Source organism: Amycolatopsis stemonae, from assembly GCF_054781455.1.
Map to the genome: position 1 here is coordinate 498539 of NZ_BAAGUJ010000002.1, position 15853 is coordinate 514391.

Consider the following 15853-nt stretch of genomic DNA (forward strand, 5'->3'; position numbering starts at 1 on the left):
CGCTGAGTAGTCGCCCGATGGGACTGATGCACCCGAAAGTGTTCTGCCGGGGCGACACCTCGGTGCTACTCCGAGAAGTCTCCTGACGGCGCGCCCCAGCCGGGGGCCTGGCCGCGGTCCTCCGCGATCGCGCGGCGGCGGGCGTTCTCCGCCTGGACGCGCTCCACTTCGGACTCGATGTACTCGTCGTCGTAGCGCTGGAACACCCGGGCCGGGTTGCCCGCGACCAGCGTCCGCGGCGGGACGTCCTTGGCCACCACCGAGTTCGGCTGGACCGTCGCGAAGTCGCCGATCGTCACGCCCGCCATGATCACCACCAGGCCGCCGATGAAGCAGCCCTTGCCGATCTTGACCGGCTTGCGCTCGATCAGGTCGCTGCCCGAGTGGTTCTGCAGCGTCATGTTCGCGAGCCAGCTCGAGTGCGTGAAGATCAGCGTGTTGAGCCCGATGCTGGTGTGCTCGCCGATCTCCAAGCCGCCGCTCGCGTCGAGCGCCGCGCCTTCGCCGACCCAGCAGTGGTCGCCCATCTTCAGGTTTTCGGGGCTGATGATCTTGACCCGCTCGCGCACGCGGCACGTCTCCGGCAGGCCGTAGTACTTGGCCCGCTCGGCGTCGTTCATGTACTGCGAAACGAGCTCGGTCAGGATCTGCGGGCGCAGCCGGTGGCTGCGCTCGTCATCGAAGAACATCGGCGTCCGACACCAGTTTCTCGAACGTGCGGAGGTGCTCCTCGGCGACGACGGGCAGCCCGAAGTTCGAGCGGACCATTTCGCTCTCGCGCTGGGCGAGCAGCGCGCGCTTCTCCGGGTCGTCCAGCAGCTCGATGACCGTCGAGGCGACGGCTTCCGAGTCGTCCGGGCGCACCAGGAGCACGTTCTCGCCGTTGCGCAGCTCGATGCCGGGGTAGTTGTCCTCGGTGACCGACGCGATCGTCGCCGTGCCGGAGAGCATCGCCTCCAGGGACGCCGTGCCGCAGCCGCCGTTGAGGTCGTGCGTCACGATGTCCGCCGCCGCGAAGTACGCCGGGACGTCCGCCTTCGGGACCGCGCCCGTGACGACCAGCGCGTCCGAGACGCCCAGTTCGGCGGCCCGCTTGATGAACGCGTCGTGGTAGACGCGGCCGACGACGATCACCCGCACGCCGGGGTGCTTCTCCTGGATGGCCGGCAGTGCCTCGACCAGCGGCAGCCGGTTACGCAGCGGGATGACGTGGCCGAGCGAGACGATCAGCGGGGCGTCGCCGATCTCGTGCTCCGCGCGGACGTCCTTCGTCACCGGCTTCTCGAAGTGGTCCGTGTCGACCGCGATCGGGAAGTACTCCGAGTTCGCGTCGCTGGTGCCGTAGCGCTCCACGCAGTAGTCCACGCCGAGCTTGTCGAGGATGACGTACGTCGGGCGGATGTACTTCAGGATCGGCTTCACGAGCATCGCGTCGAGCATCCGGAACACGCCGCCGTACAGCTTCTTGTCGCTGATCAGGAGCGTGTGGATGGTCAGCAGCACCGGGATGTTGCGCCGCCGCGCGTAGATCCCGGCCAGCCACGACAGGTCGAAGAACTGGCCGTGCAGGTGGATCGCGTCCGGCTTGAACTCGTTCAGCAGCTTCCACAGCCGCCGCCAGTTGCCGGGCCGCACCGACGTGAAGGTCATGTCGAAGTCGATCGAGAGACCGACCTGCGGCATCTTGGTCGCCGGGAGGCGCACGACGCGGTAGCCGTCGCGCTCCTCCTCGGCCGGGGCCTCGCCGTACGCGGCCGTGATCGCCAGGACCTCGTGACCGGCCTTGACGAACTCCGCCGCCAGCGACGCCGACATGTGCGCGCTGCCGCCCACGCGGGGCGGGAAGACGTTGTTCACCACCGCGATGCGCATCGCACGCCCTCGGGCCGGCCCCGCGGTGGCACTCACTCCGAGTCCTTGACCAGCTGCCGCATGCCCTCTTCGACGGTGATCTGCGGCTCCCAGCCGAGCACCTCGCGGGCGCGGGTGATGTCGGCGGCACGGCGCGAGACCAGCACGTCACGCTCGTTGAACTGCGGCTCGACGTCGACGCCGACGGCCTCGATGAGGATCTTCGCCAGCGCGGCGATCGAGGTGTCGATGCCGGTGCCGATGTTGATCGGCAGGTTGGCCTTCTCGGACTCCAGGGCCGCGACGACGGCACGCGCCAGGTCGTGGACGTGCACGAAGTCCATCGACTGGTCGCCCTTGCCGTCGATGACGGGGGCGTGGCCGGCGCGCAGGCGCTGGATGAAGTGGTTGATGACCGAGGTGTAGTAGGCCTCGATCTTCTGGCCGGGGCCGTACACGTTGAAGAACCGCAGCGCGTTCCAGGACAGGCCCTTGGTGCGCTCGTAGAAGCCGAGCAGGTCCTCGCCCGCGCGCTTGGAGATGCAGTACGGCGTGAGCGGCTTGAGCTCGTCGTCCTCGTGCATCGGCAGCCGCTTCGGGTCGCCGTAGACCGACGCGGTCGACGCGAACACCAGGCGCTGGACGCCCTCGTCCGCGGCCGCGGCGAAGACGTTGTGGTTGCCGGTCATGTTGATGTCGATCGACTCGTGCGGGTCGGCGATCGACTTGTTGATCGAAACCGTCGCGAAGTGGATGACGTGCGTGCAGCCGCGCATGGCCTCGCGCACCGCGCCGCCGTAGCGGACGTCCTTCTCGACGAGCTCGACCTTGCCGGTGGCGACGAACTCGTTGACGCGCGCGCGGTCGCCGCGGGTCATGTTGTCGAAGATCCGGACGGTGTAGCCGCCCTCGAGCAGCAGCGGGATGACGTGCGCGGCGATGAACCCGCCGGCCCCGGTGAACAGCACCTTCTTGTCGGACACCAAATTCTCCTCGATCGGCACTTTCAGGAAAGGGACAGCACGGCTTCGCGCACGACCTCGGCGACGCGCGTGACTTCGGCGTCGGTGAGGTTCGCGTGCATGGGGATGGCGAGCTGACGCGCGAACGCGTCGGCCGAAACGGGCAGCGGAGCCTGGGGCCCGTAGATCGGCTGCAGGTGGGAGGCGTACGTGCCGAAGTTGCACTGGACGCCGGTCTCGCGGATGCGCAGCGCGAGGGTGTCGCGGCTGACCTCCGGGGCGACCGTGAGCAGGTAGGCCTGCCACGGGTGTTCGCGGTCCGGGAGCTCGACCGGCACGGTCAGCGCGTCGAGGTCTTCGAACGCCTCGTGGTAGCGCTTGGCGACCGAGCGGCGCGCGGCCAGCAGGTCCGGCAGGCGGTCGAGCTGGACGTTCATGATCGCGGCCTGCACGTCCGACATGCGGAAGTTGTAGCCGAGCTCGTGGAACTCCGGGATCGGCAGCGTGTTCGAGCCTTCACGGCTGATCGCCGGCTCGATGCCGTAGGTGTGCAGCTTGCGGGCGTGCGCGATGAGGTATTCGCGGTCGGAGACCAGCGCGCCGCCCTCACCGGCGGTGATGCCCTTGCGGCCGTGGAAGGAGAACGCGGCGAGGTCGGCGAGGCTGCCGGCCGGGCGCGTCTTGTACGTCGCGCCCGCGGCGCACGCGGCGTCCTCGAACAGCCAGAGGCCGTGCTTGTCGGCGATCGCGCGGTATTCGTCGAAGTCACCCGGCTGGCCCGCGACGTCGACGGCGAGGATGCCGACCGTCTTCGGGGTGATCAGGGACTCGACGTGCGCCGGGTCGGCGCTGAAGATGTCCGGGCGGATGTCGGCGAACACCGGCTTCGCGCCGGCCTGCACGACGGCGTGCCCGGTGGCCGGGAACGTGTAGTCCCCGACGATGACCTCGTCGCCGGGCTTGACGCCCAGGACCTGGAGGCCGAGGAAGAGCGCCGAGCCGCAGTTCGCGGTCGTGAGCGCGTGCGCTGTGCCCGTGGTGTGGGCGAACCGCTCTTCGAAACGGCGGCACGCGGGGCCGGCGCCGGCCAGCCAGCCGGAGCGGAAGACTTCGGCGACCGCGGCGAGTTCTTCCTCACCGACGGTCGGCTGGCCAAGAGCGATGCTTTCGGACGACATACCTCTCCCATTGCGTGGGGACCCGCCAAAGTGTATAGACGCCCGCTCAGGTGATTCACAGGCCCACACCGAAGGCCACTTTCGAGTGACAACTTCCCCTGGTCGGGGGACGCTTTAGGCTTTCATCATGCGTTTCGGAGTTCTGGGGGCCGTCGCGGCGTGGCGCGAGGACGGCACGCCCGTCGCGGTGGGCGGTCCGCGCTCCCGGACGCTGCTCGCGTTGCTCGCGCTGGAGGCCGGCCGGTTCGTCCCGGCCGAGCGGCTGATCGACGGCATGTACGGCGACCACCCGCCGGACGGCGCGGCCAACGCCCTGCAGTCCCAGGTCTCACGGCTGCGGGTGGCGCTGAAGGACCTCGCGCCGGTCGAGTTCACCGCCGCCGGGTACCGGTTGGTCGTCGAACCGGGCGAAGTGGACGTTCTCGCCTTCGAACGCCTGGTGCGCGAAGGCCGTTCGCTGCTGAAGGACGGCGGGCACGCCCGGGCCGCGTCCACTTTGGGCGAGGCGCTGGCGCTGTGGCGCGGGGCGGCCTTCACCGACCTGGCCGGCGCGCCGTTCGCGGTGGTCCAGGCCACCCGGCTCGGCGAACTGCGGGCCGAGGCGGTGGACGACCTCGTCGAAGCCCGGCTGGCCCTCGGGCAGGCCGACGACGTCGTCGCCGGGCTGCGGGAAACAGTCGCCGCGCACCCGCTGCGGGAACGGCCGCGGGCCCAGCTGGTGCGCGCGCTGGCCGCCGCGGGCCGGCCGGCCGACGCGCTCGCCGCGTTCGAGGACGCCCGGCGCACCCTGGCCGACGAGCTGGGCGCCGACCCCGGCCCGGAACTCGCCGAAGCCCACCTCGCCGTGCTTCGCGGCGAAACCGGGCAGCCGGCGATCCCGGCGCTGCCCGCGCAGCTGACCAGCTTCGTCGGCCGGACCGACGAGCTGCGGCAGGTGGCGGACCTGCTGACGCGCAGCCGGCTCGTGACGCTGACCGGCCCGGGCGGCACCGGCAAGACGCGGCTGGCCGTCGAGCTGAGCGCCGCCGAGGCCGGCCCGGTCGCTTTCGTCGAGCTCGCCCCGCACGGGGACGCCGACGTCGCCCGCGCGGTCCTCGGCGCACTCGGGCTGCGGGAGCGCTCCCCTTCGGACCCGGCCGAGCGGCTGGTCTCGGCGTTGCGCGACCGCTCGGTGCTGCTGGTGCTCGACAACTGCGAGCACGTCGTCGACGTCGCGGCCCGGCTGACCGCGCGGCTGCTCGGCGCCTGCCCCGGCCTGCGGGTGCTGGCCACCAGCCGCGAGCCGCTCGGCATCACCGGCGAGCAGCTGGCGCCCGTGCCGCGGCTGGCCGTCCCGCCGCCGGGTACGCCGGCCGCCGAGGCACTGGCGTACCCGGCGATCCGGCTCTTCGCCGACCGCGCGGCCGCGAGCAACCCGGCCTTCACCGTCGACGACACGACGATCGGCGACGTCCAGCACGTCTGCGCGGCGCTCGACGGCCTTCCGCTGGCCCTGGAGCTGGCCGCGGCGCGCGTCCGGAGCCTCGAGCTCGGGGACGTCGCGGCCCGGCTCGACGACCGGTTCCGGCTGCTCGCCCGCGGCAGCCGGACGGCCGAGGAGCGGCACCGCTCGCTGCGAAGCGTCGTCGAGTGGAGCTGGGACCTGCTCGGCGACGACGAACGCGAACTCGCGCGCCGGCTGACGGTGTTCCCCGGCGGCGCGACCCTCGACGCGGCGGCCGAAGTCTGCGGCGCCGACGCGGACCTGCTGCTCGAGCTGGCGGACAAGTCCTTCGTCGAAGCCGTCGGCGGGCGGTTCCGGATGCTCGAGACGATCCGCGCGTTCGGCGCGGAGAAGCTCGCCGAAGCGGGCGAGACGGACTCGTTCCACCGCGCGCACGCCGAGTACTTCCTGCGGTTCGCGGAAGAAGCCGACCCGATGCTGCGGACCGCCGCGCAGCTGGCGTGGCTCGACCGGATCGACGCCGAGTACGACAACCTCCTGGCCGCCCTGCGCTGGGCGACCGGGCACGACGTCCCGCTCGCGCTGCGGCTGGTGCCGCTGCTGGCGATGTACTGGTGGATGCGCGGACGGCGGTTCGAGGGCGCGGTGCTGTCGCTGGCCGTGGTGGAGCGCTGCGGGCCGGAAGCCCGCGAGGAGTACGTCGAGGAGTTCCTGGTGTGCGTGCTCGGCGCGCTGTCCGGGCAGCCGGACGAGTCGCTGGAGCAGTACCTGCCGCTGGTGCACCGCTACGCGACGAGCGTGGACTGGGCGCCCCGGCACCCGATCCTGGTGATGCTGCTGGGCGTGGTCGCCGGCCCGCCGGGCGACGACGAGCAGCTGCTCGGCCGCGGCGAGGCGCTGCTGGCCCAGGGCGACCCGTGGTCGTGGGCGCTGCTGCCGACCGGCATGGGCCTGCGCGCGATGATGTCCGGCGACCTGGCCGGCGCCGAGGAGGGGCTGCGCGAGGGCGCGGCGCAGTTCCGCGCGCTGGGTGAGCGGTGGGGCCTGTCGATGGCGCTCGACCACCTGTCGCAGCTGCTGTCGTGGCGCGGCGAGCACGGCGCCGCGCTGCCGATGATGGACGAGGCGCTGGGCCTGATGCACGAGATCGGCGCACGCGACGACGTCGCGGACCTGATCTGCCGTCGCGCCGGGACCCGGCTGCTGGCGGGCGACCGCGCCGGCGCCCGCGCGGACTACGAGCTGGCGGCGGCGACGGCCCGCCGCACCGGGATGCCCGAGTCGCGCTCGGCGGCCTACGTCGGCCTGGCGACCCTCGCGCGGCTGTCCGGCGACCTGGCCGCGGCCCGGGAGCTGTGCGAGCGCGCCCTGACCGAAAGCCCGGCGGGCTCGTTCTCGGCGGAGTCGGTCCGCGCGGCGGCGATGATCGCCCTCGGCTGGCTCGCGGTCGTCGAAGGACGCCCGGGCGAAGCCGCGCGGTGGCACCGCGAGGCCCTGCTCACCGGGCGGCGCAGGCACGCCGGGGACGTCGTGGCGTTCGCCCTGGAGGGCCTGGCCGGGGTCGCCGCGACGGAGGCCCGCCCCGAGCGGGCGGCACTGCTCCTGGGCAGCGCGGTGGCCGTGCGCGGGACGGCGATCAGCGGCGACCCGGACGTCGCGTCGGTGCGGGCCCGGGTCGTGGCGGCGCTCGGCGCCGAGGCGTTCGAGCGCGCGTACGGCACCGGAGCGGGCATGAGCGCGCAGAAGGCGCTGACCACGGCCGGGCTGGCGGACTGACGGCCACCCGGTTCGCGTAGCCTGGTCGATCGTGCGCAACGTGGTGGTCATCGGGGGCGGGATCGTCGGTCTGGCCGTGGCCTGGGAGCTGACCAGGCGCGGGCTGGACGTCACGGTGCTGGAGAAGGAGTCCCGCTGGGCTGCTCACCAGACCGGGCACAACTCGAACGTCGTCCATGCCGGCCTGTACTACAAGCCGGGGTCCTTCAAGGCGCGGATGTCCGTGGCCGGGAACCGGTCCATCGTGGACTTCGCGCGCCAGTACGGCGTGCCCGTCGAGGTGTGCGGGAAGCTCGTCGTCGCCACCGACGAACGCGAGGTCCCGGCGCTGAACACGCTCGCCGAGCGGGCCGAGGCGAACGGCGTCCCGGCGAAGAAGATCACCCCCGCCGAGGCGCGCGAGTACGAGCCCGAGGTGGCCTGCGTCGCCGCCCTGCGGGTCGAGTCCACCGGGATCATCGACTTCCCCGGCGTCTGCGAGGCGCTCGTCCGGCTGCTCGACGAAGCCGGCGTCGACCTGCGCCTGAACAGCCCCGCGCTGGCCATCCGGGCGGGCGCGAACGGCGGGGTCGAGGTCGCCACCGGCTCCGACGTCGTCGTCGCCGACGCCCTCGTGAACTGCGCCGGGCTGCACTCCGACCGGGTCGCGCGGATGGCGGGGATCACGCCCTCGGCGAAGATCGTGCCGTTCCGCGGCGAGTACTACGAGCTCAAGCCCGAGCGCCGCGGCCTGGTCAAGGGCCTGATCTACCCGGTGCCGGACCCGACCCTGCCGTTCCTCGGCGTGCACCTCACGCGGATGCTCGACGGCAGCGTCCACGCCGGCCCGAACGCCGTGCTGGCCCTGCGCCGCGAGGGCTACCGGTGGGCCGATTTCTCCGCGAAGGACGTCGCCGAGGTGGCGGCCTTCCCCGGGGCTTGGCGGCTCGCGAAGAAGTACGCGTTCCCGACCGGGCTCGACGAGGTCCGGCGCTCGTTCTCGAAGAAGCGGTTCGCCGCGAGCCTCGCGCGGCTCGTGCCGGCCGTCACCGAGGACGACATCGTCCGCCACGGCTCGGGCGTGCGCGCGCAGGCCATGCGCCGCGACGGCTCCCTCGTCGACGACTTCCTGATCGAGACCGCGCGCGACCAGGTGCACGTCCTGAACGCGCCCTCCCCGGCGGCGACGAGCGCGCTGGAGATCGCGCGCCACATCGCCGACCAGGTGTCCGCCTAGCCCGGCAGGTTCGCCGTCACCAGCGGCAGGGCCTGCCTGACGAGGTCGCAGGTCTTGGTGTCGTCGCCGATGAACCCGCTGACCACCTGGATCGACGACGTGTCGGTGATCGGCAGGGTCGCCCCGCAGGTGACGCGCAGGCCGCCCATGTTCGGGAAGAGGCCCCACTTCCGGCCGCCGACGTCGATGGTCTCGGTCGCGGTGACGCCCTTCGCGCCCGGCCATTCGGTGACCGGCGTGCTCGGGCCGAGCCAGACTTCGAACGCCTTCTGCCCCTGGTCGCCGTCGGTGTCGTCCCACAGGCAGTACATCGCGTTGGGCACGGCCGACGAGCTGTCCTTCTCCCCGGTCGGCGAGATGTTCTTCAGCTGCGCCACCTGGTCCGGCTTCAGCATCGTGCACGGGTCCAGCGACAGCAGCGGCCCGCCCGGCTCCGGCTTCGCCGACGTCGACGGCGTGAGCGGCGGCGCGTCCTGACCACCCGGCAGGTGCGCCGCGAACTGCGGGATGACGGTCTTCGCCAGCTCGCACGACTTGTCGATCGGCGGCCCCGAAACGCTGACGAACGCGAAGGACTTGTCGCCGAGCAGGGCGTACATCGAGCAGTCGTCGGCGAGGATCGACGGGTACTGCGTCCAGGTGAACCCGCCGAGCTGCTGCGGCGCGGACTTCGGGACGGCGCCGGCGATGTACTCGTTGAAGTCCATGTCCTTCGCCAGGCCGACGTTGAGGATCTGCGACGGCTCGACGTCTTCGTTGGAGTGCCACAGGCACATCGGCGGCTGGAGGCGGTCCTTGTCCTCCGGCACCGACCGCCCCGGGGACTGGTAACCGAGCGCGTCGATCTGGGCCTGGTCCAGCAGCTTGCAGGCGTCGACGGTCGTGACGACCGGGCCCTGGCCGGGCACCGGCGCCGCCGAGCCGCCGACGGCCACCGTGCAGCCGGACACCACGGTCAGGGCCGCCAGAGCCGCCGCGACCTGCCACTTCATGCGCATGCGATGAGTCCTCCCGTTCGGCCGCACCCTACTGGGACGAACGGGCGAGCACCGGGGATCCGCCCGATTCAGCGCGGCGTCAGGACTTCCTTGCCGCCGACGAACGGCCGCAGCGCCTCGGGCACCCGGACGGAGCCGTCTTCCTGCTGGTGGTTCTCGACGATCGCGACGATCCACCGCGTGGTGGCCAGGGTGCCGTTGAGCGTCGCGGCGATCTGGGGCTTGCCGTTCTCGCCGCGGTAGCGGACCGAGAGGCGGCGGGCCTGGAACGTCGTGCAGTTGGACGTCGAGGTCAGCTCGCGGTAGGTGTCCTGGGTCGGGATCCACGCCTCGCAGTCGAACTTGCGGTGCGCGGACGTGCCGAGGTCGCCGGTCGCGGTGTCGATCACCCGGTAGGGCACCTCGATCTTCGCGAGCATCTGCTCTTCCCAGCCGAGCAGCCGCTCGTGCTCCGCTTCGGCGTCCTCCGGCTTGGCGTAGACGAACATCTCCACCTTGTCGAACTGGTGGACGCGGATGATGCCGCGGGTGTCCTTGCCGTACGAGCCCGCTTCGCGGCGGTAGCAGGACGACCAGCCCGCGTAGCGGTTCGGGCCGTCGTTCAGGTCGAGGATCTCGTCGGCGTGGAAGCCCGCGAGCGGCACCTCCGACGTGCCGACGAGGTACAGGTCGTCGTCCTCGAGGTGGTAGATCTCGCTCGAGTGCTGGCCGAGGAAGCCGGTGCCGGCCATGATCTCCGGGCGGACCAGCGACGGCGTGATCATCGGCGTGAAGCCGTTTTCGAGTGCCTGCGCGATGGCCATGTTGAGCAGGCCGAGCTGCAGCTGCGCGCCGACGCCGGTGAGGAAGTAGAACCGCGAGCCCGAAACCTTGGCGCCGCGTTCCATGTCGACGCCGCCGAGGGCTTCGAGCAGCTCGAGGTGGTCCTTCGGGGCGAACTCGAACTTCGTCGGCTCGCCGACGTGCTTGAGCACGGTGAAGTCGTCTTCGCCGCCGACCGGCGCGTCCGGGTGCACGAGGTTCGGCAGGGTGCGGAAGAGCTGGTCGAACTCCTCCGACGCCGTGTTCTGCTCGGCTTCGGCGGCCTTGACCTGCGCGGCGAGCTCCTTGGCCGTGGCCAGCAGCTGCTGCTTCTCCTCCGGCGGCGCCTTCGGGATCTGCTTGCCCAGGAGCTTCTGCTCGTTGCGCAGCTTGTCGGCAGCCGCGATCGAAGACCGGCGCCGGGAGTCGAGGGAGAGCAGCTTGTCGACCACTCCCTCGTCTTCACCACGGGCGCGCTGCGACGCGCGCACGGCCTCCGGGTCTTCGCGCAGTGTCCTGGGGTCAATCACGAGGACAAAGGGTAGTCCGTACAGACTGTGCGGCCCTACTGGGTTATCCCGACAGTCTGATCGTTGAAGCGCTGTTCACGGCCTCCTCATACTCCAGGGAAACCGCAGAGGAGGCGTTCGATGACCGACGAGCTGCTCGCCCGGCACCGCGCTGTCATGCCGTCCTGGATGTCGCTGCTCTACGAAGAGCCGATCGAGATCGTGCACGCGCACGACCGGCGGATGACGGACTCGCAGGGCCGCACGTACCTCGACTTCTTCGCCGGGGTGCTGACCAACTCGATGGGCTACGACGTCGCGGAGATCGGCGACGCGGTCCGCAAGCAGCTCGACACCGGCATCCTGCACACCTCGACGCTGTACTTGATCCGCTCGCAGGTCGAGCTGGCCGAGCGGATCGCGAAGCTGTCGAACATCCCGGACGCCAAGGTGTTCTTCACCAACTCCGGCAGCGAGGCCAACGACACGGCGTTGATGCTGGCGACGCAGTTCCGGCGCAGCAACCAGGTGCTGGCGATGCGGAACTCCTACCACGGCCGGTCCTTCGGGACGGTCGCGATCACCGGCAACCGCGGCTGGTCGGCGTCGGCGCTGAGCCCGGTGAAGGTCAACTACGTCCACGGCGGCTACCGCTACCGCAGCCCGTTCCGGGACCTGTCGGACGCGGACTACATCAAGGCCTGCGTCGCGGACCTCGTCGACGTGCTCGACACGGCGACCGCGGGCGACGTCGCCTGCCTGATCGCCGAGCCGATCCAGGGCGTCGGCGGGTTCAGCCTGCCGCCGGACGGCCTGTTCCGCGCCATGAAGGAGGTCCTCGACTCCTACGGCGTGCTCTTCGTCTCCGACGAGGTCCAGACCGGCTGGGGCCGCACGGGCGAGCACTTCTGGGGCATCGACGCGCACGGCGTCACGCCGGACATGATGACGTTCGCGAAGGGCCTCGGGAACGGCCTCGCGGTGGGCGGCGTGGTCGCCCGCGGAGATGTCCTGGACTGCTTCCAGGCCCAGTCGTTCTCCACGTTCGGCGGCAACCCGGTCTCGATGGCCGGCGCGACGGCGGTGCTCGACTACATCAAGGACCACGACCTGCAGGCGAACTGCGCGGCCCGCGGGTCGCAGCTGCTCGATGGGCTGCGCGCCGCGTCGTCGCCCCTGGTGGCGGAGGTGCGCGGCAAGGGCCTGATGATCGGCGTCGAGCTGGTCAAGCCGGGCACCACCGAGCCGTTCGTGGCGGCGGCCGCGCGGATGCTCGAGGAGACGAAGAAGCGCGGGCTGCTGATCGGCAAGGGCGGCCTGCACGGCAACGTCCTGCGCCTGGGCCCGCCGATGACGCTCACCGCCGACGAAGCCCAGGAAGGGCTGGACATCCTGGTCGACTCACTGGCGGCCACCCACGCGGCGCTCGCCTAGCAGCTCGGCGGTCGCCTCCCACAGCCGGCGCTCACGACCACGGTCGTGGGCGACCGGCTGGACCTCCGTGAGCTTGTCCTTCACCACGAACGCGCCGTCGCGCAGGTGGGCCCACTTCTCGTCGACGGCCATCGCGGCGAGCAGCGGCCCCGAGCGTTGCGGCGTCGAGACGCCGGGGATCCGGGCCAGGGCGCGGCTGATCGCCTGGAACGCCGCGGGGGCACCGCGGCCCAGCGCGGTGCCGGGCATCCAGCCCGGTTCGAACACGGACACGTGGACGTCCGTGTGCCGCTGCAGCTCGTGGGCGTAGTAGAGGATCGCCAGCTTGGCGTTCGAGTAGGCGACGCCGGAGGCCGCCATGCCGGGCTCGCCGGTGCCCGGGCGGGCGAGTTCGAGCGGGTCGGCCCAGTCGGCCTCGGCCACGTGGAGGAGCTTGCGCCAGAAGTTGGCGTGGTAGGTGTTCGAGCCGATCAGCACGATCCGCGCCGGGGCGGCGAACGAGCCGAGCAGGTCGCCGATGAGCTGGGCGTGCGCGAGGTGGTTGACGGCGAAGGTCAGCTCATAGCCGTCGGCCGAGGCACGCCGGGTGTCGGCCGACATCACGCCGGCGTTGGCGACCAGTGCGCGCAGCGGCCGCACGGCGCCGGTGTCGAGCAGCTCGCGGGCGGTGGCCGCGGCGGCGCGGACGTCGGCGAGGCTCGCCAGGTCGCAGCCGATCTCGCGGACGGTGGCGCCCAGCGCGCGGGCTTCGTCGGCGACGGCGGCCAGGTCGGGTCCGGCGCGTCCGACGAGCAGCAGATCAGGCCGTTCGGGGCGGGCGGCGAGGGCCAGCACGGCGTGGCGGCCCAGGTTGCGGGTGGGGCCGGTGATGAGCACGGTTCCGGGTTCGGTCATGGCTCCAGCCTGCGAAAACGGCCGGACGGCAACCAGTCGTCCGGTTTTCGTAGGACTGCCAGGGCCAGGACAACCGGCGTCGGCTCGTCCAGAATGGACGGCGTGGAGGAGTGGGAGTTCGGCCGGACGGTGCGCCGCTGGCGAGACCGCCTGGCGCCCGAAGACGTCGGCGTCCCGGCCGGCCGCCGGCGCCGGGCCAGCGGGCTGCGCCGCGAAGAGCTGGCCGCCCTCGCCGGCATCTCGGCCGACTACCTGACCCGCCTCGAGCAGGGCCGCGCGACGGCCCCGTCGGCGCAGGTCGTGGAGTCGCTGGCCCGGGCACTGCGCGTGTCCGACGTCGAACGCGACCTGCTCCACCGCCTGGCGGGCCACGCGGCCCCGGGCCCGGACGTCGTGCCGTCGCGGATCACGCCGAGCGTGCAGCGGCTGCTCGACCGGCTCTCGCACACCCCGGTGGTCGTCTACGACGCCACCTGGACGCTCGTGCTGGCGAACGCGCCGTTCAACGCGCTGATGGGCGACACGACGAGCTGGCGCGGCCTGGACCGCAACGCCGTCTGGCGCACCGTCACGCACCTGCCGTCCCGGGTCGTCCACACCCCGCAGGAGCAGGCCGAGCACGAGGCCAGGCTCGTCGCCGACCTGCGCCTGACGGCGTCGCGCTACCCCGCCGACCACGCCCTGCGGCGCTTGGTCGCGGACCTGACCGCGGGCAGCCCGCGCTTCGCCGAGCTGTGGAACGCCGAAGCCCCACCACCGTTGACGGACCCTTCCCGCCGCAAGACGATCGACCACCCGGCGGTCGGCCCGATCACCCTCGACTGCGACACCCTGCTGGTCACCCTCGACGACCTGCGCATCAGCGTCTACACGGCGGAGCCCGGCACCGAGGACGCCGACCGCTTGGAGCTCGCCACCGTCCTCGGCACCCAGTCCCTGGAGGTCTAGTCGACCGCGTTCACGTCGGACGGCGGCGCGTCGAGATCGCAGTAAGAGAACAGCTCGGTGCGCTTGTCGTCGGTGCCGGGCGGGATGTTCTGCAGGGGCACGACCCAGGTGCTGCGTTCGCCGGGTGAGCAGGACGGACTCGCCGGCGCCGGCTGCGGGCTGCCGGCCGGGTTGCCCTTCCCATCGGGCGGCAGCAGCCCACCACCGACGATCTTGCCGCCGGCATCGCGGAACACCACCGCGGTCCGGCGGCCGGCCAGCGCCCGGCAGTTGGCCGACCGCTCGGTGTACCGGACGACGTCGGCGGGCACCGAGGCCGTGGCCCGCGTGGTGGACTCGTAGGTGTCCGTCACCGGACTGAACGCACCGAGCGCCCCGGCGGGCAGCCAGGTGGTCGTGCCCACCTCGACGTCCGCCGAGACGACCCGGTTCGTCGCGCTGACGCCGATGAGCGGCCGGCCCACACCCACGCGCTGACCCGGCATGAGCACCGGGATCTCCATCGTCATCAGCGGCCCCTGGACGGGCCCCGGAGGCAACCCGTCGACCGACACGACGACCTTGAGCGTCACCCTGGTCCGGTAGGCGATCCGATCACCCGTGTTGCGCAGGACCGCCCCCATGCTCACCAAACCGGCGGTCGAGACCCCTTTGTCCTCGACTTCGATCCCGCCCGTCACGGGCACCGGCGCCTCGCGAACCGACGCCGGGATGTCACACGGCCCCGCCGCCGGTTCACCCCGAGCCGACAGCACCACAGCGGTCACCCCACCGGCGGCGACCACCACGACCGCGGCCACGACCAGGAGCTTTCGTCTTGTCATTCGTAGTACCGCTTCTTGAGCTCGGCCACCTTGACCTGGAAGTCCTCCTCGCGGCCGGTTCCGGGCAAGATCCGAACGGAGCTCAGCCCCGCACGAAGGTCACCACGTGCCGGGCCAGTTCCTCGCCCGCGTCTTCCTGCAGGAAGTGGCCGGCGTCGGCGATCACCGGGTGTTCCAGGCCCTGGGCGCCCTTCATCGAGCGCTGCAGGATCGGGGCCATTCCGCCCGTGATCGGGTCGCCGTCGGAGAAGGCCACCAGGAACGGGATTTCCAGCTCCGTCAACGTCTTCCACGCCGCGCGGTTCGCTTCCGACGCCGGGTCGTCCGGGCGGTACGGGACCAGGGACGGCATCGCGCGCGGGGCGGCCTTGTACATCTCGTTCGGGAACGGTGCGTCGTAGGCCGCGCGCTCCTCGTCCGACAACGTTGACCGGCACCCCGATTGGACGAAGCGCGCGATGTCGAGCACCTGGGCGTTCTCGACGGCTTCGCGGAACTTGTGCCACACCGGCGGCATGTCGACGTCGCCGGTGGGCAGGCCCGTGTTGGCCGCCACCACCCGGGCGAAGCGCGATGGGTTCTCCGCGACCAGGCGCAGCCCGATCAGGCCGCCCCAGTCCTGGCCGACCAGGGTCACGTCCCGCAGGTCGAGGGCGTCGAACGCGAAGGCGCGCATCCACTCCACGTGCCGCGCGTAGGTGTGGTCCACCAGGTCGCCCGGCTTGTCGGACCGGCCGAAGCCGACCAGGTCCGGCGCGATGGCGCGCAAGCCCGCCGCCGCCAGGACCGGGAGCATCTTGCGGTAGAGGTAGGACCAGCTCGGCTCGCCGTGCAGCAGCAGCACCACGGGACCGTCCGCCGGCCCGGCCTCCACGTACCCCACTCTGATCACGCCGTCGTACGGGTCGTCGAGCTCCGCGTACTTCGGCTCGAAGGGGAAGTCGGGCAGGTCCGTGAACCGGTCGTCCGGTGTCCTCAGCAGGCGCACGAACCCCACGCTAGTGCGAACGGGCGAACG

13 protein-coding genes are annotated in these 15853 nt (G+C 71.7%); 4 read left to right on the top strand and 9 right to left on the bottom strand.

What is annotated here, in order from left to right:
- Window positions 1–65: 65 nt before the first annotated feature.
- Genes ACYVLJ_RS08580 through ACYVLJ_RS08595 form a run of 4 tightly spaced genes read right to left on the bottom strand, consistent with a single transcriptional unit; the run spans window position 66 to window position 3991 of the window.
- Window positions 66–689 carry an acyltransferase gene (locus ACYVLJ_RS08580; RefSeq protein ID WP_460438269.1) on the bottom strand — a complete coding sequence of 208 codons (624 nt, stop codon included), beginning with the start codon at window positions 687–689 and terminating at the stop codon, window positions 66–68.
- Entirely contained in the window at window positions 676–1872 is a 1197-nt protein-coding gene (locus ACYVLJ_RS08585; RefSeq protein ID WP_460438270.1) for a glycosyltransferase family 4 protein, read from the bottom strand. The genes ACYVLJ_RS08580 and ACYVLJ_RS08585 overlap by 14 nt, the downstream gene beginning before the upstream one ends.
- A gap of 32 nt (window positions 1873–1904) precedes the next feature.
- On the bottom strand, window positions 1905–2834 hold the full coding sequence (locus ACYVLJ_RS08590; protein WP_451971330.1) for an NAD-dependent epimerase/dehydratase family protein: 930 nt from the start codon (window positions 2832–2834) through the stop codon (window positions 1905–1907).
- 23 nt (window positions 2835–2857) lie between these two features.
- Window positions 2858–3991, bottom strand: coding sequence for a DegT/DnrJ/EryC1/StrS family aminotransferase (locus ACYVLJ_RS08595; protein WP_460438271.1), 1134 nt, complete (start codon window positions 3989–3991; stop codon window positions 2858–2860).
- 127 nt (window positions 3992–4118) lie between these two features.
- Between ACYVLJ_RS08595 and ACYVLJ_RS08600 the strand changes: the two genes are divergently transcribed.
- Entirely contained in the window at window positions 4119–7211 is a 3093-nt protein-coding gene (locus ACYVLJ_RS08600) for a BTAD domain-containing putative transcriptional regulator (protein WP_460438272.1), read from the top strand.
- A gap of 31 nt (window positions 7212–7242) precedes the next feature.
- Window positions 7243–8427 carry an L-2-hydroxyglutarate oxidase gene (lhgO, locus tag ACYVLJ_RS08605; RefSeq protein ID WP_451971324.1) on the top strand — a complete coding sequence of 395 codons (1185 nt, stop codon included), beginning with the start codon at window positions 7243–7245 and terminating at the stop codon, window positions 8425–8427.
- On the opposite strand, the gene ACYVLJ_RS08610 is transcribed toward lhgO, so the two are convergent.
- Window positions 8424–9425 (bottom strand): DUF3558 domain-containing protein, encoded by a 1002-nt coding sequence (locus ACYVLJ_RS08610; RefSeq protein WP_460438273.1) that lies wholly within the window; start codon window positions 9423–9425, stop codon window positions 8424–8426. The two genes, lhgO and ACYVLJ_RS08610, sit on opposite strands and share 4 nt — an antisense overlap.
- A 68-nt stretch (window positions 9426–9493) precedes the next feature.
- Window positions 9494–10756 carry a serine--tRNA ligase gene (serS, locus tag ACYVLJ_RS08615; RefSeq protein WP_451971318.1) on the bottom strand — a complete coding sequence of 421 codons (1263 nt, stop codon included), beginning with the start codon at window positions 10754–10756 and terminating at the stop codon, window positions 9494–9496.
- Window positions 10757–10876: 120 nt separating this feature from the next.
- On the opposite strand from serS, the gene ACYVLJ_RS08620 reads away from it, so the two are divergent.
- A complete protein-coding gene (locus ACYVLJ_RS08620; RefSeq protein WP_460438274.1) occupies window positions 10877–12169 on the top strand; it encodes an aspartate aminotransferase family protein in 1293 nt (430 codons plus the stop codon).
- Here ACYVLJ_RS08620 and ACYVLJ_RS08625 read toward each other — a convergent pair.
- A complete protein-coding gene (locus ACYVLJ_RS08625) occupies window positions 12137–13063 on the bottom strand; it encodes a Rossmann-fold NAD(P)-binding domain-containing protein (RefSeq protein WP_460438275.1) in 927 nt (308 codons plus the stop codon). The two genes, ACYVLJ_RS08620 and ACYVLJ_RS08625, sit on opposite strands and share 33 nt — an antisense overlap.
- A gap of 93 nt (window positions 13064–13156) precedes the next feature.
- Here ACYVLJ_RS08625 and ACYVLJ_RS08630 point away from each other — a divergent pair, with 93 nt between their 5' ends.
- Window positions 13157–14011 (top strand): helix-turn-helix transcriptional regulator, encoded by an 855-nt coding sequence (locus ACYVLJ_RS08630; RefSeq protein WP_460438276.1) that lies wholly within the window; start codon window positions 13157–13159, stop codon window positions 14009–14011.
- Here ACYVLJ_RS08630 and ACYVLJ_RS08635 read toward each other — a convergent pair.
- Window positions 14008–14835: a hypothetical protein gene (locus ACYVLJ_RS08635; protein ID WP_451971308.1), complete on the bottom strand. Its 828-nt coding sequence runs from the start codon at window positions 14833–14835 to the stop codon at window positions 14008–14010. The genes ACYVLJ_RS08630 and ACYVLJ_RS08635 overlap by 4 nt on opposite strands.
- Window positions 14836–14917: 82 nt before the next feature.
- On the bottom strand, window positions 14918–15832 hold the full coding sequence (locus tag ACYVLJ_RS08640; RefSeq protein WP_460438277.1) for a haloalkane dehalogenase: 915 nt from the start codon (window positions 15830–15832) through the stop codon (window positions 14918–14920).
- Between the last annotated feature and the right edge of the window lie 21 nt (window positions 15833–15853).

Excerpts from the sequence above, each read along its gene's own strand:
- ACYVLJ_RS08580 (WP_460438269.1), bottom strand. The coding sequence starts at position 689 with ATGTTCTTCGATGACGAGCGCAGCCACCGGCTGCGCCCGCAGATCCTG.
- ACYVLJ_RS08585 (WP_460438270.1), bottom strand. The coding sequence starts at position 1,872 with ATGCGCATCGCGGTGGTGAACAACGTCTTCCCGCCCCGCGTGGGCGGC.
- ACYVLJ_RS08595 (WP_460438271.1), bottom strand. The coding sequence starts at position 3,991 with ATGTCGTCCGAAAGCATCGCTCTTGGCCAGCCGACCGTCGGTGAGGAA.
- ACYVLJ_RS08600 (WP_460438272.1), top strand. The coding sequence starts at position 4,119 with ATGCGTTTCGGAGTTCTGGGGGCCGTCGCGGCGTGGCGCGAGGACGGC.
- ACYVLJ_RS08610 (WP_460438273.1), bottom strand. The coding sequence starts at position 9,425 with ATGCGCATGAAGTGGCAGGTCGCGGCGGCTCTGGCGGCCCTGACCGTG.
- ACYVLJ_RS08620 (WP_460438274.1), top strand. The coding sequence starts at position 10,877 with ATGACCGACGAGCTGCTCGCCCGGCACCGCGCTGTCATGCCGTCCTGG.
- ACYVLJ_RS08625 (WP_460438275.1), bottom strand. The coding sequence starts at position 13,063 with ATGACCGAACCCGGAACCGTGCTCATCACCGGCCCCACCCGCAACCTG.
- ACYVLJ_RS08630 (WP_460438276.1), top strand. The coding sequence starts at position 13,157 with ATGGACGGCGTGGAGGAGTGGGAGTTCGGCCGGACGGTGCGCCGCTGG.
- ACYVLJ_RS08635 (WP_451971308.1), bottom strand. The coding sequence starts at position 14,835 with ATGACAAGACGAAAGCTCCTGGTCGTGGCCGCGGTCGTGGTGGTCGCC.